22 protein-coding genes are annotated in these 24,760 nt (G+C 73.6%); 11 read left to right on the top strand and 11 right to left on the bottom strand.

What is annotated here, in order from left to right; genetic code table 11:
* Both RYN42_RS12015 and RYN42_RS12010 read left to right on the top strand, forming a co-directional pair.
* On the top strand, positions 1-690 hold a 690-nt coding region (locus RYN42_RS12015; RefSeq protein WP_315096410.1), incomplete at its 5' end, for a LysR substrate-binding domain-containing protein.
* Between the two features lie 70 nt (positions 691-760).
* On the top strand, positions 761-1,003 hold the full coding sequence (locus RYN42_RS12010) for a hypothetical protein (protein ID WP_315096409.1): 243 nt from the start codon (positions 761-763) through the stop codon (positions 1,001-1,003).
* On the opposite strand, the gene RYN42_RS12005 is transcribed toward RYN42_RS12010, so the two are convergent.
* From RYN42_RS12005 to RYN42_RS11985, 5 genes are all read right to left on the bottom strand, one after another.
* Positions 993-1,943 (bottom strand): NADP-dependent oxidoreductase, encoded by a 951-nt coding sequence (locus RYN42_RS12005; RefSeq protein WP_315096407.1) that lies wholly within the window; start codon positions 1,941-1,943, stop codon positions 993-995. The genes RYN42_RS12010 and RYN42_RS12005 overlap by 11 nt on opposite strands.
* Positions 1,944-2,023: 80 nt before the next feature.
* Complete coding sequence (locus RYN42_RS12000; protein WP_315096405.1) at positions 2,024-3,931, bottom strand: beta-L-arabinofuranosidase domain-containing protein; 1,908 nt, start codon at positions 3,929-3,931, stop codon at positions 2,024-2,026.
* The gene (locus RYN42_RS11995; protein WP_315096404.1) at positions 3,928-4,824 is read right to left on the bottom strand and encodes a carbohydrate ABC transporter permease; all 897 of its coding nucleotides are present in this window, start codon (positions 4,822-4,824) and stop codon (positions 3,928-3,930) included. Before RYN42_RS11995 ends, RYN42_RS12000 begins: the two co-directional genes overlap by 4 nt.
* Before the next feature lie 10 nt (positions 4,825-4,834).
* Positions 4,835-5,737, bottom strand: a complete 903-nt coding sequence (locus RYN42_RS11990) for a sugar ABC transporter permease (protein WP_315096401.1) — start codon at positions 5,735-5,737, stop codon at positions 4,835-4,837.
* A 75-nt stretch (positions 5,738-5,812) separates the two neighbouring features.
* On the bottom strand, positions 5,813-7,123 hold the full coding sequence (locus RYN42_RS11985) for a sugar ABC transporter substrate-binding protein (protein WP_315096399.1): 1,311 nt from the start codon (positions 7,121-7,123) through the stop codon (positions 5,813-5,815).
* 300 nt (positions 7,124-7,423) lie between these two features.
* Between RYN42_RS11985 and RYN42_RS11980 the strand changes: the two genes are divergently transcribed.
* A complete protein-coding gene (locus RYN42_RS11980) occupies positions 7,424-8,446 on the top strand; it encodes a LacI family DNA-binding transcriptional regulator (protein ID WP_315096397.1) in 1,023 nt (340 codons plus the stop codon).
* Here RYN42_RS11980 and RYN42_RS11975 read toward each other — a convergent pair.
* Positions 8,443-9,804 carry a D-arabinono-1,4-lactone oxidase gene (locus RYN42_RS11975; protein WP_315096395.1) on the bottom strand — a complete coding sequence of 454 codons (1,362 nt, stop codon included), beginning with the start codon at positions 9,802-9,804 and terminating at the stop codon, positions 8,443-8,445. The genes RYN42_RS11980 and RYN42_RS11975 overlap by 4 nt on opposite strands.
* 160 nt (positions 9,805-9,964) lie before the next feature.
* On the opposite strand from RYN42_RS11975, the gene RYN42_RS11970 reads away from it, so the two are divergent.
* The 5 genes from RYN42_RS11970 to rlmB all read left to right on the top strand — a co-directional run bounded on the left by RYN42_RS11970 (position 9,965) and on the right by rlmB (position 15,634).
* A complete protein-coding gene (locus RYN42_RS11970; RefSeq protein ID WP_315096392.1) occupies positions 9,965-10,600 on the top strand; it encodes a TetR family transcriptional regulator in 636 nt (211 codons plus the stop codon).
* Positions 10,597-11,844 (top strand): MFS transporter, encoded by a 1,248-nt coding sequence (locus RYN42_RS11965; RefSeq protein ID WP_315096391.1) that lies wholly within the window; start codon positions 10,597-10,599, stop codon positions 11,842-11,844. Before RYN42_RS11970 ends, RYN42_RS11965 begins: the two co-directional genes overlap by 4 nt.
* Positions 11,841-13,025, top strand: coding sequence for an alanine racemase (locus RYN42_RS11960; protein ID WP_315096389.1), 1,185 nt, complete (start codon positions 11,841-11,843; stop codon positions 13,023-13,025). Before RYN42_RS11965 ends, RYN42_RS11960 begins: the two co-directional genes overlap by 4 nt.
* A gap of 114 nt (positions 13,026-13,139) precedes the next feature.
* Positions 13,140-14,585 carry a cysteine--tRNA ligase gene (gene cysS / locus RYN42_RS11955; protein ID WP_315096386.1) on the top strand — a complete coding sequence of 482 codons (1,446 nt, stop codon included), beginning with the start codon at positions 13,140-13,142 and terminating at the stop codon, positions 14,583-14,585.
* Between the two features lie 41 nt (positions 14,586-14,626).
* A complete protein-coding gene (rlmB, locus tag RYN42_RS11950; RefSeq protein WP_315096384.1) occupies positions 14,627-15,634 on the top strand; it encodes a 23S rRNA (guanosine(2251)-2'-O)-methyltransferase RlmB in 1,008 nt (335 codons plus the stop codon).
* On the opposite strand, the gene RYN42_RS11945 is transcribed toward rlmB, so the two are convergent.
* The 5 genes from RYN42_RS11945 to RYN42_RS11925 all read right to left on the bottom strand — a co-directional run bounded on the left by RYN42_RS11945 (position 15,631) and on the right by RYN42_RS11925 (position 22,124).
* Entirely contained in the window at positions 15,631-16,923 is a 1,293-nt protein-coding gene (locus RYN42_RS11945) for a DUF4032 domain-containing protein (RefSeq protein ID WP_315096383.1), read from the bottom strand. The genes rlmB and RYN42_RS11945 overlap by 4 nt on opposite strands.
* Before the next feature lie 100 nt (positions 16,924-17,023).
* On the bottom strand, positions 17,024-18,151 hold the full coding sequence (locus RYN42_RS11940) for a sn-glycerol-3-phosphate ABC transporter ATP-binding protein UgpC (protein ID WP_315096381.1): 1,128 nt from the start codon (positions 18,149-18,151) through the stop codon (positions 17,024-17,026).
* A gap of 161 nt (positions 18,152-18,312) precedes the next feature.
* Positions 18,313-19,845, bottom strand: a complete 1,533-nt coding sequence (locus tag RYN42_RS11935) for a PQQ-binding-like beta-propeller repeat protein (protein ID WP_315096379.1) — start codon at positions 19,843-19,845, stop codon at positions 18,313-18,315.
* Positions 19,846-19,900: 55 nt separating this feature from the next.
* Positions 19,901-20,674: a trehalose-phosphatase gene (gene otsB / locus RYN42_RS11930; protein WP_315096377.1), complete on the bottom strand. Its 774-nt coding sequence runs from the start codon at positions 20,672-20,674 to the stop codon at positions 19,901-19,903.
* Positions 20,667-22,124 (bottom strand): trehalose-6-phosphate synthase, encoded by a 1,458-nt coding sequence (locus RYN42_RS11925; RefSeq protein WP_315096376.1) that lies wholly within the window; start codon positions 22,122-22,124, stop codon positions 20,667-20,669. Before RYN42_RS11925 ends, otsB begins: the two co-directional genes overlap by 8 nt.
* 96 nt (positions 22,125-22,220) lie before the next feature.
* Here RYN42_RS11925 and RYN42_RS11920 point away from each other — a divergent pair, with 96 nt between their 5' ends.
* The 3 genes from RYN42_RS11920 (at position 22,221) to RYN42_RS11910 (ending at position 24,596) form a co-directional block, all read left to right on the top strand.
* Positions 22,221-23,924 carry a serine/threonine-protein kinase gene (locus tag RYN42_RS11920; protein ID WP_315096374.1) on the top strand — a complete coding sequence of 568 codons (1,704 nt, stop codon included), beginning with the start codon at positions 22,221-22,223 and terminating at the stop codon, positions 23,922-23,924.
* A gap of 88 nt (positions 23,925-24,012) precedes the next feature.
* Positions 24,013-24,183 (top strand): hypothetical protein, encoded by a 171-nt coding sequence (locus RYN42_RS11915; protein ID WP_315096372.1) that lies wholly within the window; start codon positions 24,013-24,015, stop codon positions 24,181-24,183.
* Positions 24,180-24,596, top strand: a complete 417-nt coding sequence (locus RYN42_RS11910) for a hypothetical protein (RefSeq protein WP_315096370.1) — start codon at positions 24,180-24,182, stop codon at positions 24,594-24,596. The genes RYN42_RS11915 and RYN42_RS11910 overlap by 4 nt, the downstream gene beginning before the upstream one ends.
* Positions 24,597-24,760 lie beyond the last annotated feature (164 nt).

The following is a 24,760-nucleotide window of genomic DNA, read 5'->3' as shown; positions in this document are numbered from 1 at the left end:
GTGTCGCTGGAGCGGGCGCGCGCGGCGTGCGACGCGTTCCTGGCGCGGCCGCAGGGACTGGTGCGCGTGTCCGCGTTCCAGAGCGGCGCCCAGCTGCTGCTGCCGGCGCTGCTCACGCGCGTGGCCGCCCTCGAGGGCATCACGCTGGAGTGCACGGACGAGGACGTGGCGCAGGACGACTTCGTCGCCCTCACGGACCGGATGGACGTCGTCGTGGCGCACCGGCCCGACGAGGGCAGCGGCTGGGCCGCCGGCCGCGGGGTGCGGGTGGTGCCGCTGCTGCGCGAGCCGCTCGACGTGGCGGTCCCGCTCGACCATCCCCTCGCCGAGCGGGCGGAGGTCCGCCCGGAGGACCTGCGCGACCTGCCGTGGATCGCGGTGCGGGAGGGCTTCCCGGTCGCCGCTGTGCTCGGCGCGGTCGGCGCCCGGTCCGGTGCGGCGCCCCGGATCGTGCACCGCGTGAACGACTTCCACGTGGTCGAGGCGCTGGTCGAGGCCGGCCACGGGGTCTCGCTGCTGCCCCGCTACACGTTCGGCGGCGGGGAGCACGTGCGGCTGGTGCCGCTGGCGGGGGTCCGCGCGGGCCGGCGGATCGACGCGCTGCTGCGCCGCGACCGCGCCGAGCGCCTGGTCGTCCGTCGGGTCTTGGACCAGCTGCGCTCCCTGGCGGCGGACATCGGCTCCGCCTGAACCGCTGGTCAGGGGCATGTCCGAAATCTGGGGTGGCGTCCGGTCCTGATCTGCCGGTACCGTCCCCGGCGTGACACAGTCGTCAGACACCCAGACCGAGCGGCTCCCCGTCGTGGGAGCGCTTGCACACTCGCAGCTGCCCAAGCGCGAGAACGGGGTGCAGACCGTCCGGACCAGGTCCCGCGTCTCGCTCGAGATCCTCGAGGCGGCCAGTGCCGGCCTGCACGGCCTGGACGAGCAGCACCGGCGCGAGATCACCGAGCCGCCCCCGCCGTTGCCCCGGCTGAGCCGCCCGGCCGGCCCTACGGAATGAGCACCAGCTTGCCGGCGGAGTGCCCCTCCTGGCCGTCGCGGTGCGCCTGGGCCACGTCGGAGAGGGGATAGGTCCGCGCCACCCGGACGTCCAGGGAGCCGTCGGCGGCCAGCTCCGCCAGCTGCGCGCGCGCGGCCTCGCGCACGGCGGTGCCGGGGTCCGCGCCGCGACCCCCGCCGAGCGCCTTGATGCCCAGCTCCCCGGCCCGGCCGAACCCCGCGATCGTCGCGATGCGCTCGCGGTCCGCCACGATCGCGACCGACGTGTCCAGAGCCTCGTCCGTGCCGACCGCGTCCACGGCGACCGTCACCGGACCGGTGTGCCGAACTGCCTCGTGGATCCGTTCGAGCAGCCCCTCGCCGTACGCGACGGGCGTCGCGCCGAGGTCCCGCAGGTCGTCGTGGTGCACGGGCGACGCGGTGGCGATCACCTGCGCGCCGCGCAGCACCGCCAGCTGGACCACCATGCGGCCGACGCCACCGGAACCGCCGTGCACCAGCACGACGTCGCCGTCGTGGGTGCCGGTAGCGCTGAGCGTGTGCACGGCCGTCGTGCCCGCCAGCAGCAGCCCGGACGCGGCCGGCCAGTCGAGCGCGGCGGGTCGGCGGACGGTGACCTGCTCGGACACGACGATCCGGTCCGCGTAGCCGCCGCGCACCCGCCAGGCGATGATCTCGTCGCCGGGGGACAGCCAGCGCACCGAGGGACCCACGGCGCTGACCACGCCGGACACCTCGTAGCCCAGCCGCATGGGCAGGTTCGCGGGGTCGGTGCCGTAGGCGCCCGCGTAGCCCTTCCAGTCCGTCGGGTTGACGCCCGCGGCGCGGACCTCGACCAGCACCTGGCCCGGACCGGGGTCGCCCGGCGGGAGGTCGACGAGCCGGAGGACCTCCGGCCCGCCGTACGCGGTCGCGACGACAGCCCTGCTGGTGAGTGCCACCGGCACACTCTGCACCTGCCCACCGTCCCAGGGCCAGAGCAGCACCGTCCCGAGGGGTGGGATCACCCCTCCGGCGGAGGTCACGCCACCGGCAGCCACACCCGCATCGTCGACGGGCCGCGGTTGGCCCAGTCGTGGTACGGGACCAGCGGGACCTCGGCGGTCCTCGTCGTCGCCTCCTCAGAGGTCGGTCCGTACGGCCAGGGCTGGTCGGCGGGCCGCGTGGTCGCCACGGTGGCGAGCACCCGGCCGTCCGCCTCCCGCACGCCCGGGCCCAGGTCGAGCCGCACGGCGGAGACGTCGCCGCCCAGGTCGACGGACTCCAGGCACAGCACCTCCGGGCCGCGTTCCACGACGACGCACCCGCGCACCGCGTCGATGCGGGGGTCGGCGGCGGACACCCGCGGCGCCACGGGCAGGTGGAGCTCGACGACGTCTCCCTCGGCGAACCGGCGGGTCACCGCGACCGTGCCGGGGGGTGCCGCCTGCGTGCCGTCGGGGGTCCGCAGCTCGGCACCCTCGGCCCAGGCGGGCACCCGCAGGGTGAGGGTCCAGGGCCGGTCCTCGGTGCCGGCCACGGTCACGCGCACGACGCCGTCCCGCGGGTAGGCGGTCTCCACGTCGAGCTCCACGCGGCGGCCGTCGGGCAGCGCCGTGCGGAGGCGGGTCGGCGCGTACTGGTGGAGCTGGAGGCCGTCGTCGTCGGTCGTCGCCACGTAGGCCGCGAGGCTGGCCAGCGTGCGGGCGACGTTGGGCGGGCAGCAGGACACGGCGAACCACGGGGCGCGCAGGGACGACGACGCCCGGGGGCTCGCGACGTCCGTCGGCGGGACCGTGCCGGGCACGCGCTGGTGCAGCGTGTTCGTGTAGTAGTACGCGGTGCCGTCGTGCGACGGGGAGGTGGCGACCACGTTGTACAGGGTGCGTTCCATCAGGTCGGCGTACCGGGGCAGCCCCTGCGCCAGCAGCAGGCGCCACGAGAACATGACCGAGCCGACGCCGGCGCACGTCTCGGAGTACGCGCGGTCCGGGGGCAGGACGAAGTCGTCGCTGAACGCCTCGCCCTCGTGCTGGGACCCCTGGCCGCCGGTGACGTAGGTGCGGCGGGCGACCGTGGTCTCCCACTGCCCGGTCAGGGCCGCGAGCAGGCCCGCGTCCTGCGTCTCGACCGCCACGTCGACGGCTCCCGCAGCCAGGTAGTTGGCCCGCACGGCGTGCCCACGCAGGACCGTCGCCTCCCGCACCGGGACGTCGTCCTGGTAGTACGCGCGGCCCAGCTCGATGTCCGCGAGCGTCCCGGTGCCGCGGCGCTCGACGAACAGGGTGGCCTGGTCGACGTACCGCCGGTCGCCGGTGACCCGGCCCAGCTCCGCGAGCGCCGGCTCGATCTCCGGGTGCCCGCACACGGACGCGACGCCGTCCGGTCCGAACGTCTCGACCACGTGGTCGGCGGCGCGGCGGGCGAGGGCCAGCAGGCCGTCGTCGGCGTCGGGACGGGTGCGCGCCCGGGCCACCGCGGCCTGGAACAGGTGGCCGTAGCAGTACAGCTCGTGGCCCCACTCCAGGTCGCTGTACCGGGGGCGCTGGCCGGCTCGGCCGAACATCGTGTTGAGGTACCCGTCGCGCTCCTGCGCCACCGCGATGCGCCCGACGAGAGCCCGGAAGCGGTCGTCGAGGGCGGCGTCGCCGGTGCGGCCGATCTCCCAGGCCATGGCCTCGAGCAGCTTGTAGACCTCGGAGTCGGAGAACTCGCGGCCCGCGCGGTGCTCGGCCACGGTCCCGTCGGTGGCGCGGTCGAAGTTGCCGATCCAGCCCTCGCGCTCCATCCAGTGCTCGATGTGCGCCAGGCTCGCGGAGCCGTTGACGGCCTGCCGCTCGGCCCAGAAGCCGCCCGTGATCTGCACCTCCCCGAGCCCGAGCGGGCGCAGGACTCCGTGCGAGGGGGCGACGGGGGTGGCGGGGGAGGTGGTCGTGGTGGTCATCGTCATCCCTTGAGCGCACCCGACATGAAGCCGCGCACGTAGTGTCGTTGGAGCAGGAGGAAGAGCACGATGCACGGCAGCGCCAGGACCACGACGCCGGCCTCCGTGGCGCCGTAGTCGATGACGCCCTGCACCTGGACGCGCAGGTTGGCCACGGCCAGCGGGAGCGTCAGCTTGTTCGAGTCGTTGATGAGGATCAGGGGCGCGAAGAAGTCGTTCCAGGCCGCCAGGAACGCGAACAGCCCCACGGTGATCAGGCCGGGCTTGACCGCGGGCAGGAGCACCCGCCACAGCGCGGAGAACGACGAGCAGCCGTCCACCATCGCGGCCTCGTCCAGCTCGCGGGGGATCGACTCGAACGAGATCCGCATCATGAACGTGGAGAACGGCAGCTGGAACATGGTGAGCACCAGCGCGACGCCCACCAGGGAGTTCTGCAGCCCGACGGTGTTGAGCAGCACGTACAGCGGGATCAGCAGGGTGGCGTACGGGACCATGAGGATGGCCAGCGTGAGCATGAACAGCGCGTTGCGGCCGGGGAACCGGAACCGCGCGAACGCGTACCCGCCGAGCGTCGAGATGAGCAGGGTGAGGATCACGCACAGCCCGGAGACGATCACCGAGTTAGCCAGGTACGTGCCGATGCCGGCCTGGTAGCCGCCGAGGGTGACGTAGTTGCCGAAGCCCCAGCCGTCGACCTGACCGGTCCCCGGCTTCGGGGACACCGACGCGACCGCCGTCCACGCCAGCGGGAACAGGAAGATCACGGCCAGTGCGCCGGAGAAGACCCAGAACGGTGTCCGCAGGGCCAGGCCGGCGACGGTGGTCGGTGGCGCGGACCGGCGGGTGGGCCGGAGCTCGGCCTCGGTGGGCCGGTGCGTGGCGGTGGCGATGGTCATCGTCGGCCCCTCAGCTCTCGTCCGAGCCGCGGAACGCCCGCAGCTGGACCACGTTGATGACCACCAGGGCGGCGAGCACCAGCACCGAGATCGCGGCCGCGACCCCCAGGTCGTTCTGCCCCTGGAACGCCACCGAGTAGATGAGCTGGACCACGGTGATCGTGCTGTTGTCCGGGCCGCCCTTGGTGAGGATGTAGAACTGCTCGAACGCCAGCAGCGAGCCGGTGACGCACAGGATCGTGGTCAGCGCCAGGGTGGGCCGCAGCAGCGGGATCGTGATCTTGCTGAACGTGTGCCACCGGCTGGCGCCGTCCATGCGCGCCGCCTCGTAGATGTCGCCCGGGATGGACTGCAGGCCGACGAGCATGAGGAGCATGTAGAACCCCGCGTAGCGCCAGACGATGAGGAACAGGGTCGATCCCAGCGCGGCGTCGGGCGACCCGAGGAAGCTCCAGCCCATGCGCTCCATGAACGGCGCGAGCGGCCCGGCCAGCGGCGAGTACAGGACGTAGAACAGCAGCGACGCGGACGCCAGCCCCAGTGCGCTGGGCACCAGGAACGAGGTGCGCAGCAGCCCCTTCCAGCGTGTCGACTCCTGGACCAGCATCGCCAGGCCGAGACCCAGGGCGATGAGCAGGATCGTGGCCAGCGCCGTGTACTTCAGCGTGAACACCACGGAGTCGACGAAGAACCGGTTGCTGACCGCCTTCACGTAGTTGTCGGGGAAGTTGATCCCCTGGTCGCCCGACAGCAGGGGCCACTCCGAGGCGCTCATCCGGAAGACCAGCGCCAGGGGCACCACGAACAGGACGAGGACGAACAGGGCGGTCGGGGACGCGTACGCCCAGCCGCGCAGGCGGTGGCCGTTGCGGGGCCTGCGCAGGGGTGGGGAGGTGGCCGTCGGGGCGGTCATCAGGTGCCTCTCGTGCGAGCGTCTCGGGCGGGTGGTGGGGTGCCGCTGTGCCCTGCGGCACCCCACCGGGGGCGGCTACTGCCCGAGCACCGCGGTGATCTCGTCGTTGTCCGCGTCGACGTTCGCGCCGTCACCGAGGACTGCGCCGCGCACGAGGGTGAGCCACGGGCTGCTCGGCGCGTTGAACGCCTGCTGGAAGTTCAGCGCGACGGGGGTGTCCCCCTGGCCGGCCACCTCGTTGATCGTCACCAGGCGGGGGTCCTTGGCGGCGTACTCGTTGTCCGCCAGGTCGCCGCGCGAGACGACGTCGTTGTTCTTGGCCAGCACCTCGACCTGCGCGTCCTCGGACATCATCCAGGACAGGAAGTTCCAGGCCTGGGCTGCGTTCTGCGAGTCCTTGGAGACGCCGATGCCGTCCCCGCCGACGAACGTGGAGGCGCCGCCCTCGGGGCCGGGGATGCCGGCGACCCCGACGTCGAAGCCCGTGGTCGACGACAGCAGCGTCGCCGGGTAGAACATCAGGCCGACCTTGCCCTCGGTGAACCCCGCGGTCCACGTCGGACCGGCCTCGTCCTGCGACGAGGGGAGCACCGCGCCGGAGTCCCACAGGTCCTTCCAGGTCGAGTACACGGACTTCGCGGTGTCGCTGGCCAGCAGCGACTCGGTGCCGTCCTCGCTCATGACCTGCTCGCCGTCGGCCCAGATCGAGGGGAACCAGGTGAACACCAGGCACCCGCCGCAGTTGAGGCCGGTGGCCGTGCCGTACGTGTCGGGCTTGTTCAGCGCCTGCACCGCCTTGGCGGCCTCCGCGTACTCGGTGAGGTTGGCCGGCGCCTTCTCCGGGTCGAGCCCCGCCTCGGCGAACAGGTCCTTGTTCCAGAACAGCATCGACAGGTCGAGGACGAACGGGAGCACGTGCTCCTTGCCGTCGGCGGTCCCCGCCGAGAGGTGGCCCTTGTTGATCTCGTCCTTGAACTCCAGGCCGTCGATCTGCGTGGTGAGGTCCTGGAACAGGCCCTGCTGGACCCAGTTGGGCACGTAGACGATGTCGGCGGCGAACAGGTCGGGCAGGCCGTCCGAGCCGGCCGCGGCGCCGACCTTCGCGACGTAGTCGTCGTTGGGCACGACGGTCAGCTCGACCTGGTTCTCGTGGGTGTCGTTGTAGGCGGCGACCAGCAGCTTGGCCTGCTTCTCCAGGGGTGCGCGGGTCCAGAGCGTGAGCGTCGTGCCGTCGTCCGTGCCGTCGGGTCCGGCGGTCACGGCGGCGCCGGGATCCCCGCCGTCGTCAGCGCTGCTGCACGCCGCCAGGCCGCCGGCCAGCAGGCCGGCCGTCACGATCCCGGCGGCCAGGCGCGTGCCTGCCGACCGGGTGCGGGTGATCCTCATGGGCGTCTCCTCGTGCTCGTCGTCGAGCGGGTGCCGTCGTCGGCACCCCGGGGTTCCTGGGGCGAAACCCTTTGTCGGTGCGCGTCCCTCCAGGCGAGGCCGGCCCTGGGCTCACGACGCGTCCCGAGCCCGGGACGTGCAGGACGAGCACACAGCGGCTGGACCGACGCGAGGCCGAAACGCACCGAAAAGGTTTTCTGAAAGTAGTGCCGCGGCGGTGGCGCGTCAACGGTGGGCGGCGGTTACAGTTCGATCACGACCGGCGCACCCCGGTTCCGCACCGCTCGAGGAGGTGGGTCCGTGGCACGCCCGGAGCCTTCCCGTGCGGTCACGCTCTCGGACGTGGCCCGGCTGGCGGGCGTCTCCGTCGCGACGGCGTCGAAGGCCCTCAACGGCCGCGACCAGGTCAAGGACACCACCCGGCAGCGCGTGGTCGAGGCCGCCGAGCGGCTCGCGTTCAGCCCGAACCCGCTCGCGCGCGGGCTGCTGGCCGGGCGGACCGGCACGGTGGGCCTGCTCACCAGCGACCTGGAGGGCCGGTTCGTCATCCCGGTCCTCATGGGCGCCGAGGACGCTTTCGGGGCCGGCCAGGTCAACGTGTTCCTCTGCGACGCGCGCGGCGACGCCATCCGCGAGCAGTACCACCTGCGCGCGCTGCTCAGCCGGCGGGTGGACGGCCTGATCGTCGTCGGCCGCCAGACCGACCCGCGCCCGTCGCTCGGCCACGACATCCCGGTGCCGGTCGTCTACGCCTACGCGCCCTCCGACGACCCCTCGGACCTGTCCATCACGCCGGACAACGTGAGGGCCGGCCGCCTCGCGGTCGAGCACCTGCTCGCGTGCGGACGCACGCGGATCGCGCACATCACCGGCGAGCACGCCTACGCCGCCGCCCGCGACCGTGCCGACGGCGTCCGCGCGGGCCTGCACGCGGCGGGTCTGGAGCTGGTGGGCGAGGTCCTGTACAGCGAGTGGTCCGAGCGGTGGGGTCGCGACGCCGGCGCGATGCTGCTCAGCCGGCATCCCGAGATCGACGCCCTCCTGTGCGGCTCCGACCAGATCGCCCGTGGCGCGCTCGACGCCGCCCGCGACCTGGGCCGGTCCGTGCCCGACGACCTCGCGGTGATGGGCTTCGACAACTGGGAGGTGCTGACCACCAACGCCCGCCCGGAGCTGACCAGCATCGACGCCAACCTGCAGCAGCTGGGGCGCACCGCGGCGCAGCGGGTGTTCGCCGCCCTGGACGGCGTCGAGCTCGGGGCGGGAACCGAGTACGTGCCCGGGCGCCTGGTGATCCGGGGCTCGACCATCGCGCGACGCTAGGCCGCGCGGACGCTCGGGGGCCGGGCAGTGCCGAGCAGCCGGTCGAGGTACGGGTTGCTGAAGACGCCCGCGGGGTCGGCGTCGGCACGCACGCGCTGGGCGTCGGCGAACCGCGGGTACAGCGCCTCCAGCCGCTCGGCCTCCAGCCAGTGCATCTTGCCCCAGTGCGGCCGTCCGCCCACCTGCGCGGCGATCCGCTCCACCGCCTGGAAGTACCGCGCGTACGGCAGCCGCAGGTACTGGTGCACGGCGACGTAGGCCGTCTCGCGACGGTAGGCGGTGGACAGCCACAGGTCGTCGGCCGCCGCGAACCGGACCTCGACCGGGAACGGCACGTGCTCGCCGGTCGACTCGATCCATGCGTCGATCTCCCGCAGCACCTCCACCAGCCGGTCGCGCGGCACGGCGTACTCCATCTCGCGGAACCGCACCCGCCGCCGCGAGACGAACACCTGCGCGGACGGGGCGGTGTACCGGCGGGAGCCGAGGGCGCGGGCAGCCAACCCGTTGAGGGCGGCGGTGGCCCGCGGCGCAGCGGTCGCCACCTGGTTGGTGAGCGCGAACACCGCGTTGGAGAGCAGCTCGTCGTCCACCCACCCGCGCACCGGGTGCAGCGGCCGGACGTCGTCGTCGGGCACGCGGTTGTTCCGCTTGGTCAGGGCGCGGCGGGTGTGCGGGAACCAGTAGAACTCGAAGTGGTCGTTGCCGTCGACCAGCCCGTCCGGCCCGTCCAGCTGGGCCAGGACGTCCTCCAGAGGCCACGGCTCCTCCCGGGCCTCCAGGCGGAACGCCGGCACGACCTCGAGCGTCACCGCGGCGAGCACGCCGACGCTGCCCATCCCCAGGCGGGCGAGCTCGAACAGGCCGGGCCGCTGCGTGGCGGACGTCTCGAGAACCGCGCCGTCGGCCGTCACCAGCCGGGCGCCGACCACCTGCGTGGCCAGACCGCCCAGCCGTGCGCCGGTGCCGTGCGTGCCCGTCGAGATCGCGCCGGCGACCGACTGCTTGTCGATGTCCCCGAGGTTGCGCATGGCCAGTCCGCGCTCGGCCAGGCCGGCGTTCAGGGCTCCCAGGCGGATGCCGGCGCCGACCGTGACGTGCGTCGTGCCGTGGTCCTGGGGCGCGACACGCTCGAACGCGTCCAGCGCGTCGAGCCGGATGTGGACACCGTCCGTGACTGCGACGGGGGTGAAGGAGTGACCGCCGCCCACGGGACGGACGCGCAGGCCTTCGGAGGCGCCGTCACGCACCCCGGAGACAAGTTCCCCCAGGTCACGGGGGTGCAGGACCCGTCGCGGCGACGCGCTGGCGGTGCGCGCCCAGTTCTGCCACGTGCCCGTGGCCGCGAGTCGTCCCATAATGTCGAAGGTTTCACCTGGGCGTACGTCCAAGTCAAGTGCCCAAAGCCTTGACTATCGTGACTACTGCTATTGAACTGTCTGGTGGGGGAGGCGTCGGCCTCGTCCACCGGATGGTCGTCGGCCGGTGGAGCCGTCGCTAGAGGGAGGGGACCCTGTCATGAACCGGTTGCCTGTGGCCGAGAGGCGCGAGCAGCTGATCGAGGCCGCGCTCGCCGTCGCGAGCCGGGACGGCATCGACGCCGCCACCGTGCGCGCCGTCGCCGCGGAGGCGGGTGTCTCCCTGGGGGTCGTGCACTACTGCTTCCAGGACAAGGACGAGCTGCTGCGCGCGATGGCGCACGCGATCACGTCGGCCAACCTCGAGCGCAGCCTCGGCGAGCTCCCGCCGGACTCCGGTGATCCGCAGACGGTGATCGAGGGCGTCATCGACGCGCTCTGGGCCGGCATCCGCGACTCGCGCGGTCCGCAGCTGCTCAGCTACGAGCTGACGACGTCCTCGCTGCGCCACGCGGAGCTCAACCAGGTCGCCATCGAGCAGTACCGCGGGCAGTGGGCGGCCGCCGAGCAGGTGCTCGACCTCGTCGAGCGCACCGCGCACGTCGGCTGGTCCCTGCCCCGCGGCGACCTGGCGCGCACCGTGGTCGCCGTCATCGACGGGTTCTCGCTCGCCTGGCTCGTGGACGGTGACGGCGAGGCGGCCCGCTGGGGGCTGCAGAACTTCGGCCGGTACCTCGCCACGATCGCCGTGCCGGCCGCGCTGGAGCCCGACGGCGCCGCCGTGGCCTCCGCGTGACCGCTCCGTCGTCGACGGCCCGCGTCGCACGCGTCGCGGCCTCCGCAGGGTTCGGCGCGCAGGGGTTCGTCTACGCGACCCTGCTCACCAGCCTCGAGGGGTTCAAGGACCGGTACGGGATCGACGACGGGCAGATCACCCTCGTCGTCCTCGGCGTCTGCGTCATGGCGGCGCTCGGCACCCTGGTCGCCGACCGGGTGGCCCGCACCGCCGGCGGCAGCCGCGTCGTCCTCGGCTCGGGGCTCGTGGTCGTGGCCGCCGCCGTGGTGGCGGTAGCCGTCGCCCCCACGTTCGCCGTCGTCGCCGCCGGGTTCGGCCTGTACGGCGTGGGGCTCGGCCTGGTCGACGCCGGCACCAACATGCAGGCGGTGGCCATCCAGCGCGAGTACGGCCGGTCCCTGCTCACCGGGTTCTACGCGTCCTGGTCCGCCGGCGGCATCGTCGGTGCCGTGCTCGTGGCGGTCACCACCGGACGCACGCCCACCGAGCCCGTCGCGGTCGCTCTGCTGTCCGGCACCCTGGTCGCGGCCCTCGCGGCCGTGCTGGTGATCCGGTCGGCCTGGCGCGGCACCGCGCAGGTCGTGCACGCCGACGGTGTGGCGCGGCCGGACGAGTCGCTGGCCGTCCCGGCGGGCGCCGCCGGGGCCGGCCTGGTGCCGTGGGGTGCCGTGACGCTGCTCGGGCTCGGCGTCGTGGCGTACTACGTCGCGGACACCGCCATCTCCACGTGGAGCACGATCTACCTCGGCGACGTGCTGCTGGCGGCGGCGTCGTTCGCCCCGCTGGGCTATGCGGCCTACCTCGCGACGACGCTCGCCTCCCGGCTGGCAGGCGACCCGCTGGTCCGCCGGTGGGGCCGCGTGACCGTCCTGCGGCTCGCGGCGCTGGTCGGCGCGGCCGGTCTGGTCCTCGTCGTCCTCGCGCAGGCGCCGTGGCCCGCGCTCGCCGGCTTCGCGCTCGCCGGCGCCGGGCTCGGCGTCATCGCGCCCCTGTGCTTCTCCGCCGCCGGAGCGCTGGCCCCCGGGCACGCCGACGCGGTCGTCGCGCGGCTGAACGTCTTCAACTACGTCGGCGCGGTCCTGGGCGGGGTGCTCGTCGGAGCCATCGGCAGCACGTCCTCCCTCACGTACGGGTTCCTGGTCCCGATCGTGCTGGTGGTGGCCGTCGCGGTCCTGGCAGGACGCTTCGGGATCAGCCGCCGGACCGGCGCCGCAGCCACCGCCGACGCGGGAGCCGGTGCGTGACACGCACGCTCGGTGACCGCCTCGACGAGGCGACGCGCGGCCTGGCCGGGCCTCTGGCCGTCGTGGACCTGGACGCCCTGGACGCCAACGCCCGTGACCTGGTGCGCCGGGCGGGCGGCACCCCCGTGCGCGTGGCCAGCAAGTCGGTACGCGTCCGGCACGTGCTCGAGCGGGTCCTCGCGACGCCCGGGTTCGCCGGCGTCATGGGGTACTCGGTGCGCGAGGCGCTGTGGTTGGTCGCGCAGGGGATCGAGGACGTGCTGGTGGGCTACCCCAGCGTGGACACCGGCGCCCTGGACGCCCTCGCGGCCGACCCGGTGGCCGCCACCGCCGTGACGCTCATGGTGGACGACCTGGCGCAGGTGGAGCTGGCCGCCCGCGCCGCGGCCGCGCACGGCACCACCCTGCGCCTGTGCCTGGACGTCGACGCCTCCCTCCGGCTGCGCGTGGGGCCGGTGGTCGCGCACCTCGGCGTCAGGCGCTCCCCGGTGCACTCCGCGGCCGACGCCGGCACGCTGGCGGCGGCCGTCGCGGGGCGCGACGGCGTCGACGTGGTCGGTGTCATGTTCTACGAGGCGCAGGTGGCCGGGCTGCCCGACTCCTCCCCGGCCGTCCGGGCGGTCAAGCGGCTGTCCATCCGGGACCTGGCCGTGCGCAGGGCCGCGGTGGTCGACGCCGTGCAGCAGGCGGTCGGCCACGAGCTGTCCCTGGTCAACTCCGGCGGCTCCGGCTCTGTGGCGTCCAGCGCCGCGGACGCGGTGGTCACCGAGGTCACCGCCGGGTCCGGTCTGTTCGTGCCGACCCTCTTCGACGCCTACCGCTCGTTCACCCCGCGGCCCGCCGCCTTCTTCGGGCTCGACGTGGTCCGCGTCCCCGGCCCGGGCTTCGCCACCGTGTTCGGCGGCGGCTACATCGCGTCCGGTCCCGCCACCGCCTCGCGCCAGCCCCGGCCGGTCTGGCCGTCCGGGCTGGCGCTCACCAGCCGGGAGGGCGCCGGTGAGGTCCAGACCCCGCTGCGGCTGGCCGGTGGCGCCGACCTGCGCGTCGGGGACCGGGTGTGGTTCCGGCACGCGAAGTCGGGGGAGGTCATGGAGCGCTTCGACCAGGTCCACCTGGTCCGCGGCAGCACGATCGAGACCACGGTCCCCACCTACCGCGGCGAGCACCACACCTTCGGCTGACCCACTCGTCCCCTCCCAGAACGTCCGAGGAAGTGGCTGCTCTGGCGCCCGCTTGCTCGGACGTCGTGCGTGGGGGGTGACAGGGGTGGGGTTGTGCGCCGGTAGCCTTGACCGGTGACCCTGCGCCTCTTCGACACCGCGACCCGGACGGTGCGTGACTTCGTCCCGCTCGTGCCGGACGAGGTGGGCATCTACCTGTGCGGGGCCACGGTGCAGGCGCCGCCGCACATCGGGCACCTCCGCTCGGGCATCGCGTTCGACGTGCTGGTGCGCTGGCTGCGCCGCACGGGCCACCGCGTGACGATGGTGCGCAACGTGACCGACATCGACGACAAGATCCTCGCCAAGGCCGCCGACGCCGGTGAGCCGTGGTGGGCGTGGGCCGCCACGAACGAGCGCGCGTTCACCGCGGCGTACGACGCCCTCGGGGTGCTGCCGCCCAGCTATGAGCCGCGCGCGACCGGCCACGTCCCGGCCATGATCGAGCTGATGGACCGCCTGGTCGAGACGGGTCACGCTTACACGACCGGCGCCGGTGACGTGTGGTTCGACGTCCGCTCCTACCCGGAGTACGGCGCGCTGACCAACCAGCGGGTCGACGACATGGTCCCGGCGCCGGACGGCACCGTGGACGACTCCGCCAAGCGGGACCCGCGCGACTTCGCGCTCTGGAAGGCCGCCAAGCCGGGCGAGCCGGAGTCGGCCTCCTGGGACACCCCGTTCGGTCGCGGCCGTCCGGGCTGGCACCTGGAGTGCTCCGCGATGGCGCAGCGGTACCTGGGCGAGACCTTCGACATCCACGGCGGGGGGCTCGACCTGCGCTTCCCGCACCACGAGAACGAGCAGGCCCAGTCGCGTGCGGCCGGGTACGGGTTCGCGCGGTACTGGCTGCACAACGGCTGGGTCACGCAGGGCGGCACCAAGATGAGCAAGTCGCTCGGCAACGGGCTGCTGGTCGCGGTGGTCCTGGCCAAGGAGCGGGCCGCGGTGCTGCGGTACGCGATGACCGCGGTGCAGTACAGCTCGATGCTCGAGTGGACCGACGACACCCTGCGCGAGGCCGAGGCCACGTGGGACCGGCTGGCCGGCTTCGTCGAGCGCGCCGCCGAGAAGGTCGGCGTGGCCGACGACGCCGAGGTGGCCGCGGTCGCCCTGCCGGACGACTTCGTGGCGGCGATGGACGACGACCTGAACGTGCCGGCCGCGCTCGCGGTCGTCCACGAGCACCTGCGCGTGGGCAACTCCGCGCTCGCTCGGGGCGACCTGTCCGAGGCGCGCGACGCGATGGTCGTGCTCCGCGCGATGCTCGACGTGCTGGGCCTCGACCCGGGCGGCAGCCAGTGGCGCGCCCAGGGCGGAGACGCCCGGTACGCGCGGGCGCTCGAGGCTGTCGTGGCCGCCGAGCTCGACGCACGGGCGCAGGCCCGCGCCGCCCGCGACTTCGCCACGTCCGACGCCATCCGGGACCGCCTCGCGGCGGCCGGGATCGTGGTCGAGGACTCGCCTTCCGGAGCGCGCTGGTCACTTGCCGCGCGCTCCGACACAGCAGAGGAGAGCTGAGCCCTCAGGGTGCAGCTCGACCACCGAATGGAGAACTGAACATGGCTGGAAACTCCGAGCGCCGGGGAGCCGTCCGCAAGGGCAGCTCCAAGAAGGTCGCCAGCGCGGGCACGGGCGGCAAGAACCGCCGGTCCCTGGAGGGCAGGGGGCCGACGCCCAAGGCCGAGGACCGCGAGTACCACCCCGCGCACAAGGCGAAGATCGCCGCCGAGCGTCGCGCGGTCGCGGGCACCCGCGGGACCTCCGGCCGCCAGGCCGCCGGGGCGAGTCGGAGCGCCGGTGGTGCCAAGGGCGGGCGCAAGAGCTCGACCCACGAGATCGTGTCCGGTCGCAACTCCGTGGTCGAGGCGCTGCGTGCGGGCATCCCGGTGTCCACGGTCTACATCGCGTCCCGCCTCGAGGGGGACGACCGCACGCGGGAGATCATCAGCGCGGCGGGCAACTCGAACTACCCGCTCCTCGAGGTCAGCCGCGCCGAGCTCGACCGCCTCACGGACGGCTCGGTCCACCAGGGGGTCGCCATCCAGGTGCCGCCGTACGCGTACGCGGACGACGACGACCTGCTCGACGCCGCCGCGGAGTCGGACCGTCCGGCCCTGATCGTCGCGCTCGACGGGGTGACCGACCCGCGCAACCTCGGTGCGGTGCTCCGGTCCGCGGGCGCGTTCGGCGCGCACGGCGTGCTGGTGCCCGAGCGGCGCGCGGCCGGCGTGACCGCGTCGGCGTGGAAGGTGTCCGCCGGTGCCGCGGCGCGCGTGCCGGTCGCCCGGGTGACCAACCTGGTGCGCACCCTGCAGGGCCTGAAGTCGGCGGGCGTGTTCGTCGTCGGCCTGGACGGCGGAGGCGACGTCGCGATCACCGACCTGCCCTACGCCAACGACCCGCTGGTGCTCGTCGTCGGCTCGGAGGGCAAGGGCCTGTCGCGGCTGGTCCGCGAGCAGTGCGACGCCATCGCGTCCATCCCGATCGCGTCGGCCGTCGAGTCCCTCAACGCCGGGGTCGCCGCAGGCATCGCCCTGTTCGAGGTGGCCCGCCAGCGCGCGGTCTAGCCGATGATCAGGTCGTCGTCCTCGTCCACCCGCGGGATCATGTCGGTGTCCGGGATCTCCCCTGCCTGCACGCCGAGGATCGCCTGCTCGTCGGGGCGCGTGGGCAGGATGTTCTTCACGTAGCTCTTCGCGGCGCGCTTCATGGTCACGTCGCTGCCCTGCTGCTCGGACAGGTACCAGCGGTGGTCGAGCAGCTCGTGGTAGATCTGCGCCGGCTCCAGCTTGCCGCGCAGGTCTCGGGGGACGGCGCGGACGGCCGGCTCGAAGATCTCGGTCAGCCAGTCGTGCGCGACGAACGACTCGTCGTCGCGCTGCCGGTCGGTCGCGGCACGGAACTCGTCGAGGTCGTTGAGCAGGCGGCGGGCCTGGTTCTCCTGCACGTCGAGGCCGGTGAGCCGCATGAGCCGGTGGGAGTGGTGCCCGGCGTCGACGACCTTGGGCTGGATCCGCACGCTCGTGCCGTCGACGTCGGTGGTGATGTCCAGCTCGCCGACGTCGAAGCCCAGGTCGTTCAGCCGGTCGATCCGGGCCTGCACGCGCCAGCGGTCCCCGAACGTGAACGACTCGGACTCGGTGAGCGCGCGCCACAGCTCGCCGTACCGCTCGGCCAGGGCGTCCCCGATGGCGACGGCGTCGACGTCCTCCTCGAGGAACTCGCCCGCCTGCAGGTCCATGAGCTCGCCGATGATGTTCACCCGGGCGACCTCGAGGTCGTACCCGCGCTGGCCGTCGGTGAGCCGGTCGTGCAGGTCGCCCGTCTCGGCATCGACCAGGTACGCGGCGAACGTCTCGGCGTCCCGGCGGAACAGGGTGTTGGACAGCGACACGTCGCCCCAGTAGAAGCCGACCAGGTGCAGCCGGACCAGGAGGACGGCGAGCGCGTCGATGAGCCGGGTGGCGGTGTCGGGACGCAGCGACTGGCTGAACAGGGCGCGGTACGGCAGGGAGAACTGCAGGTGCTTGGTGATGAGCACGGCCTCGAGGGGCTCGCCGTCGGGGTCCCGGCGTCCCGTGATGACGCCGACCGGGTCCACGCTGGGCACGTCGAGCCGCTTGAGCTGGCGCAGCAGCTCGTACTCGCGGTAGGCCACCGTCTCGCCGATCTCCTTGACCGCGATCACGCCGCCGGACATCTTGGCGAACCGCACGATGTGCCGGGAGATGCCGCGGGGCAGGGCGGCGAGCGTCTCGGCCGGCCACTCCTCCAGGGGGACGTCCCACGGCAGGTCGAGGAGGGCGGGGTCGGGCGAGGCCGCGGTGATCTGCAGGCGCTGCGGCGTCGGGCTCATGGGCTCGATCATCTCAGAGAACGGGGACAGGACGGCGTCGGCGAACGAGACAGGGCGGCCCCGGCCGGAGCCGGGACCGCCCTGTCAGGACGTGCTGGGGTCAGATGGCGATCCGCTCGCCCGAGCCCGCGTGGAACAGGTGCTGCTCGTTCTCGCGGATGCGGATGTGGATCGTGTCGCCCTTGGCGGGCACCTGGCGCGGGTCGACGCGCACGATGACCTGGGCGTCGCCGGCACCGGAGTGCACCTGGTCCGCGCGGCCGAACTCGTTGGTGAGCGCGCCGTACACGAACGCGTCGGAGCCGAGCTCCTCGACGATGTTGACCTCGACCGGGATGCTGTCCGGCGTGCCCTCGGGCACGACGTCGAGCGACTCGGGACGGAAGCCGACCGTGACGTGGTTCTTGTCGTCCTCGGTGAACTGGCTGATCGCGGCACGCGGCACGGCGACGCGGGCGCGGCCCACGTTGGCGTTGCCGTCGAGCACCGGGAACGTGCCGATGTTCATGGCAGGCGAGCCGATGAAGCCGGCGACGAACACGTTGGCCGGGGTGTCGTACATGTCGCGCGGGGTGCCGACCTGCTGCAGGAGGCCGTCCTTGAGGACCGCGATGCGGTCACCCATGGTCAGGGCCTCGGTCTGGTCGTGCGTGACGTAGACGGTGGTGACACCGAGACGACGCTGCAGCGACGCGATCTGCGTACGGGTCTGGACGCGGAGCTTGGCGTCGAGGTTCGACAGCGGCTCGTCCATGAGGAACACCTGCGGCGAGCGCACGATGGCACGGCCCATGGCGACGCGCTGACGCTGGCCACCCGAGAGGGCCTTCGGCTTGCGGTCGAGGTACTGGGACAGGTCGAGGATCTTGGCAGCCTCCTCGACGCGCTGACGGATCTCCGCCTTGGGGGTGCCGGCGATCTTGAGCGCGAAGCCCATGTTGTCGGCGACCGTCATGTGCGGGTACAGCGCGTAGTTCTGGAACACCATCGCGATGTCGCGGTCCTTGGGCTGGACGTCGGTGACGTCGCGGTCGCCGATGAGGATGCGGCCCGCGTTGACGTCCTCGAGGCCCGCGAGCATGCGGAGCGAGGTGGACTTACCACAACCGGAGGGGCCGACGAGGACGAGGAACTCGCCGTCCTCGATGTGCAGGTCGAGCGCGTCGACCGCGGGGCGCTCGGTGCCGGGGTATACCCGGGTGGCCTTGTCGAAAGTGACCGTTGCCATGGCTGATCAATCCCTTCACCGGCAGGTACGTGCCGGACGATCCGTAGTGAAGAGTGTCAAGAGTGTCCTCGATGACACGGGTTGACGAGGAGCTGAGTCCCTCGTCGGCCCGCGGTCATCATGCCACACCGGCGTGGGCGGCCCACACCCGTCAGCCACCGTCAGCCCAGCACCGCGACCCCGCCGTCACCCGTCCAGACGTACAGCCGGGGGTCGTGCGGGCCCGACTGGAACCCCTGCACGGAGGTCGCGGAGCCGTCCCCGGCGATCTCCTGGGACAGGTCCGCACTCCAGGCCAGCCGCCCGTCGCCCAGGGTGTAGGCCTGCAGCGTCGCGCCGAGGCCGGGGACCAGCAGGTACCGGCCGTCGGTGGACAGCTGCTGGGCCAGGTTCTCGAGCTCGGTGCGCCAGCGCACGTCACCGGTGACGGCGTCGACGGCGACCAGGGCGTCGACCGTGGCCACGTACACGGTGCCGTCGAGCAGCAGGCTGGTGACGATGCTCCCGGGCAGGCGCCACAGCAGCTCCCCGGTGGCCGCCGAACGACCGCTCAGCCTGTCCGCTCCGCGCGGGGCCTCGCCGACCGTGAGGACGACGTCCGGGGCGGACCCGTCGTCCACGGCGAGCCAGCCGCCGACCTCGTCGACCGGCACCCTGCTCCCGTCCGGCAGCAGGAGGGAGCCGCGGTAGAGGTCGGCGGACGTCCAGGTGCTCTCGAGGAACACCCCGGCCCGCACGGGCTGGAGCCACGCGGCGGGCTCGAGCGGGACGTCGAGGTGCAGGTCGCCCTCCGTGGTGAGGACCCAGGCGTGCTGGTCGACGCCGAGCACCAGGTGGCCGTCCTGGGTCTGCAGCGAGGAGTAGGTGGCGGCGTCCACGACGTCCGGGTCGCTCTCGCGGTCGGCGACGGCGGACGGCGGGGTCGTCCACGTCCAGCGGGTCTCGCCGGTGACGAGGTCCTGGGCGGTCACCCTCCACCGGGCCGGCTCGCCGTCGTCGGCCACGTGCTCGGTGGTCACGATCGCGTCGTCGGTGAACGTCATCCCGGACCGGCCGTCGACCAGGCGGTCCATGAGCAGCTCGCCCTCCGCGGGGTCGAGCACCCAGACGGCGGTGCGCGGCGTGCCCTCGACGTTCGCGCCGAACACCTGCGCCACACAACCCGCCACCTGCGACGTCCCGTGCGTCAGGGCGTTGCAGGTGATCCACAGCTCGGCGCCCGCCGGGACGGGCTCCGCCTCGACCGGGGTGCGCCACTCGATGCGTCCCGTGTCCGGGTCGAGGCCGACGAGCACCGGCGCACCGGTCGCGTCCTGGATCCCTCCGACCAGGACGCCGTCGACCATCGCACCGGACCGCAGCGCCGGCGCCAGCTGCGCGTCCGCCCGCCACAGCACGCCGATGGACGAGTCGACCGGCCGCACGACCCCGGGGACGGCCGCCAGCTCGGCCAGGCGGCGGGACTCGCGCTGGTCCAGCAGGACCTGGGCGCCGACCAGCGTCCCGACGAGCACGGCGACCGCGGGGACCAGCAACCGGGCCCGGCGGCGCAGCCAGCTGCGGGCGGCGGCGACCTGCGGGTCGACCGGGTGCTCGTCGTCGAGCCGGACGTCCGCGGGGGCGTCGCGGGCCGGCCGGGAGCGCCCGGGCTCGTCGGCCTCGACGAGCTCGACCTCGTGCATCCGGCCGCGCATGGACGAACGCTACGCCTGGGCGGCACGCCCGGCTCAGAGGGGCGGGAGGCCCGGCTCAGACGGCGTCGGCGAGCACCGCCAGCGCGGCCACCAGGTCGTCCGGGTCCTCGACGCGGTAGCGCGCCGAGGTCGTGCCCGTGCCCACCTTGACCGTCACGTCCTGGTCGTGGAGCGCCTCGAACGCGTGCTCGTCCGTGACGTCGTCGCCGGCGTACAGGACGACGGGTGCCGCGAGCTCGTCGCGCAGCGCAGCGAGCGCCTCTCCCTTGCTGGCGCGCAGGACGGAGATCTCGACCACGTCCTTGCCGCGCAGCACGCCGGAGCCGAGCCGCTCCCCGAGCGCGACCGCCTCCTGCTCTGCGGGACCGGCCACGTCCTTCTCGGCCAGCCGGGTGTGCACGACGACGGCGGTCGGCTTGGTCTGCACCCAGACGCCGTCCCGGCCGCGGGCGATCCGGGCCGCCTCCGCGCCGAGCGACGCGAGCCGGTCGGCCTGCTCGTCGGTGAGGCGCACGACGTCCCCGTCGAGCCCGAACGTGGTCACCCGGGCACGCTCCGCGCCGTGGCTGCCGATGAGGAACGTCCCGGGCGGGACCGCGGCCAGCGCGTGCAGGTCGTGCAGGGCACGGCCGGACACGAGCGCGAGGGCGACCCCCGGGGTGCCGGCGAGCCGCGCGAGGACGTCGACGCCGGCCGGGAGGATGCGCGACAGGCTCGGGTCGTCCTGCAGGGGTGCGAGCGTGCCGTCGAAGTCGAGCGCGACCAGCAGGGGGCGACGGGTGGGGTCCTGCGCCACGGCGGCGAGGGCCGCCAGGAGGTCGTCAGCCACGGCTGGCTCGCACGGGGACGGCGTTGAGGGCGGCGAGGAAGTCCTCCGACCAGGCGACGACGTCGTGCCCGAGCACCCGTCTGCGCAGCCGGCGCATCCGCTTGCGGGACTCGCGCGGCTCCATGTGCACGGCGTAGGTGAACGCGTCCTTCATCCCGTCGATGTCGTGCGGGTTCACCAGCACCGCTCCCGTCAGCTCGTCGGCCGCGCCCGTGAACTCGGAGAGCACCAGGGCGCCGCGGTCGTCGGACCGGGCCGCGACGTACTCCTTGGCGACCAGGTTCATGCCGTCGCGCAGCGCCGTGACCAGCATGACGTCCGCCGCCAGGTAGAGCGCGGCCATCTCCTCCATGGGGAACGACTGGTGCAGGTACTGCACGGGCGCGTGCCCGACCTGCCCGTAGTCGCCGTTGATGCGGCCGACCAGCAGCTCGACCTCGTCGCGCAGCTGCTGGTAGGCGCCCACGTTCTCCCGGCTCGGGCTGGCCACCTGGACCAGCGTGGTGCTGTGCGGGGACAGCCGGCCCTCGGACAGCAGCTCGCCGTACGCCTTGATCCGGTGCCGGATGCCCTTGGTGTAGTCGAGCCGGTCCACGCCCAGGAGCAGGAACTCGGGGTCGCCCAGCTCGCTGCGGATCTGAGTGGCCCGGGCCTGCACGGCGTCGGTGCGGGCCAGCTCGTCGAACGCGTGCGAGTCGATGGAGATCGGGAACGCGGCCGCCCGCACGTGCCGACCCTGCCCGCGGTGCTCGCCGTGCCCGTCGGCCTCGTGCAGGGTGATCATCTGCCCGCGGGTGGTGAGGTCCGTGAAGCGCCGGACCACGCGGACGAAGTTGGCGGCGTCCCCGGCCCGCTGGAACCCGACCAGGTCGGCGCCGAGCAGCCCCTCGACCACCTGCTTGCGCCAGGGCAGCTGCGCGAAGATCTCGAGCGGCGGGAACGGGATGTGGTGGAAGTAGCCGATCCGCAGGTCCGGGCGCAGCTCGCGCAGCAGGCGCGGCACCAGCTGGAGCTGGTAGTCGTGCACCCAGACGGTCGCGCCCTGGGCGGCCTGCTCGGCCGCCGCCTCGGCGAAGCGCTTGTTGACCCGCTGGTACGCCTCCCACCACGGCCGGTGGAACGCCGGCGACGCGATGACGTCGTGGTACAGCGGCCACAGGGTGTCGTTGGAGAACCCCTCGTAGAACCCCTCGAGGTCCTCCTCGCTGAGGGCCACCGGGATGAGCTCGGTGCCGTCGACGTCGAACGGCTCGAGCTCCAGGTCCGGCGAGCCGCCCCAGCCCACCCAGGCGCCGGACGTGCCCGCCATCACGGGTGCGAGAGCGGTGACCAGACCACCGGGTGACCGGGTCCAGGTGGGTTCGCCGTCCTCGCCGAGACTCACGTCCACGGGCAGTCGGTTGGCGACGACGACGAAGTCGTAGCCGCTCGCGGGCGCGTCGACAGGCACTGCATCAGCTCCTCGGGTCTGCGACCGACCCTATCCGTGCAGGTCGCGCCGCGCGTTGCGGGCGACCCCCCGCGGCGCGCCGGATACGGTGCGTGGATGGAGCGGATCGGTCTGACACCGGGGTCGGAGATCGGCGGATACACCGTCGTGGCCCCCCTCGGCTCGGGCGGCATGGGGACGGTCTACCGCGCGGTGGACGGGGGCGGCGACGCCGTCGCGCTCAAGCTGCTGCACCCGCACATCGGGTCGGACGCGGTGGCCCGTGACCGGCTGCGCCGCGAGGTGCACGCGCTGCAGAAGCTCCGGCACCCGGGCGTCGCCGCGGTCCTGGACGCCGAGGCCGACTCCACCGAGGCGTTCCTGGTCACCGAGCTGGTGCCCGGCGACAACCTCGAGGAGCACGTGCGCGAGCGAGGTCCGCTCGACGCGGAGCAGCTGCTCGACCTGGCCGAGGGGCTGCGTGACGCGCTCGTCGCGGTGCACGGCGCCGGGGTGGTGCACCGTGACCTCAAGCCGTCGAACGTGATCGTCGGCGACGACGGCCCGGTGCTCATCGACTTCGGCATCGCGCAGGCCGCCGACGACTCCAAGCTGACCGCCGAGGGTCTCGTGCTCGGCACCCCCGGCTACCTGGCGCCCGAGCTGCTGGACGGCGACGAGCCCGACGAGGCCTCCGACTTCTGGGGGTGGGCGGCGATCCTGGTGTTCGCCGCGACCGGCCGGGACCCGTTCGGCACCCGACCCCTGGAGGCGGTGCTGGCACGCGCCCGGTCGGGTGACGTCGACCTCGACGGGCTCGGCACGCTGACCGCCGCCACGCTGCGCCGCGCGCTCGCGCCCGCCGCGGCCGACCGCATCGCCGCCGACGACGTCGTCGCCGCGCTCACCCTCGTGGTGGCGGAGGGCGAGCCGGTCGCCGACGACACGGACACCACGGTGCTCACGGTCGACGACGTCACCGGGACGACGGTGCTGGCCCCCGAGCCCGCTACGGTCGCGCTGGCGCCCGCTGCGGCCGCCGCCGTGTCCGTCCTCGCGGCGAACGACGGCCGGACCCGGGCGTTCGACCCGACGGCGTACCCGGACGACGCGCTCGTCGGCGGTGACGGGGACGACCCGGACGGCGTCGACTGGATCACCGAGGACCTCGACGCGTCGGAGGAGCCGGAGCCCGAGGGCTCGGGCTACCAGCGGCCGCCGGCGCGCCGCCGCTGGGGCACCCTGCTGGCCGCGGCGGCGCTGCTGGGGTCGGCCGGAGCGCTCTACCCGGGCGTCGCGCTCCTGGTCCTCGTGGTCCTGGTGGTCCTCGTGCGGACGGTCGGCTCCACAGTCGAGGCCATGCACGGACGGCGGGAACGGGCCGGGCTGCGTCGCTCGGACCGCGCCGTGGCGGTCGCCACCGGTCCGTGGCACCTGCTGCGCTCGCTGGTCGGGCTGGTGCCGTCGCTCGTCGTGGGGGCCAGCGTCGTGGTGATCCTGCTCGGTGTGTCCTGGTGGCTGATCGGCGACGGACGCTGGGTGATCGGTGACTCGCGCTCGGGGCAGGAGCCGCAGGGCGTGACCGCGGCGGTGCTGGTCGGGGCGATCGTCCTGGTCGGCGCGGCGGTGGTCTGGTGGGGGCCGCTGTCCCTGATGACCCGCACGGGCGCGCGCCGCGTGCTCGCCGTCGTGGCGCCGGGTCGCACCGGGGCGCTCGTCGCCACCGTGCTCCTGCTCGCTGTGACCGCCGTGCTCGTGGCGCAGATCCTCACGGGCGCGTCCGTGACCTGGGCGCCGCTGCCCACCCCCGTCCTGCCCTGACGCCGTCTCGCGATGCGGGACCGCTCTGGCGTGCCGCCCGCGTCACCCTCTTGGGTGAAGGCTCGGCGACCCGGGGAGGAGCTCACGCATGTCGCTCGAGGCCGAGGCCGAGGTGCTCACCGGGCGGCGCAGCAACGGCGACGTCGTGCGCTACGACCGTCGCACCGGGTCGCTGGGCGTGTTCCGCGGGGGCGTGATCGTGGCGTACTTCAGGCCCGACGAGGGCGTCGAGTACTACCTGCGCGAGACAGCCAAGTGACGACGTTCGACTCCGCGTTCACCGCCGTCGTGCGCGCTCGCGGCGTGTGGCGCGACGACACCCCCGCGGCGGTGCTCGAGCGCTGGGAGAGCTTCGTCGCCGAGTGCGAGCGCGGCTACCGGGGCGACGAGTTCGCCTACGGCAACGAGGCCATGTCCCGCACCACCCTGGAGGCCGCGTTCACCGACCCGTCCCTGCAGGGCTACCCGGAGCTCGCCCGCCTGCGGCAGCGGGTGGAGGCGGTCGACGCCCGGCTCCGGCCGCTGCTGGTCGAGCACGCGTTCCCGGGCATCGACGCCGACGAGTGGTGGCTGCACGGGATCGTGCGGCGGGCCGGGGGCAGGCTGGCGCAGGACTGGAAGCGGTCGTTCGGGTTCGACGTCGAGGTGGTCCGGGAACCACGCCTGCCCTGATCCCCAGCCGCGAGCCCTACGCTGTGCCGCATGACCGCGCGACGAGGGCCGCACCTGGCCGTCGCACGCCTGTCGGTCGTGGCCGCGCTCGGGGTCGCCGGGACCGCCGCCGTCGTCGCCGCCCAGGGGCGCGTCCTGCTGCACGACTGCGTGAGCGTCGGCGG

The sequence above is a fragment of the uncultured Cellulomonas sp. genome (assembly GCF_963527515.1).
Taxonomy (GTDB): Bacteria; Actinomycetota; Actinomycetes; order Actinomycetales; family Cellulomonadaceae; genus Cellulomonas.
Note: the sequence above shows the minus strand (reverse complement) of the source record. Positions and strands in the feature narration are given on the sequence as shown.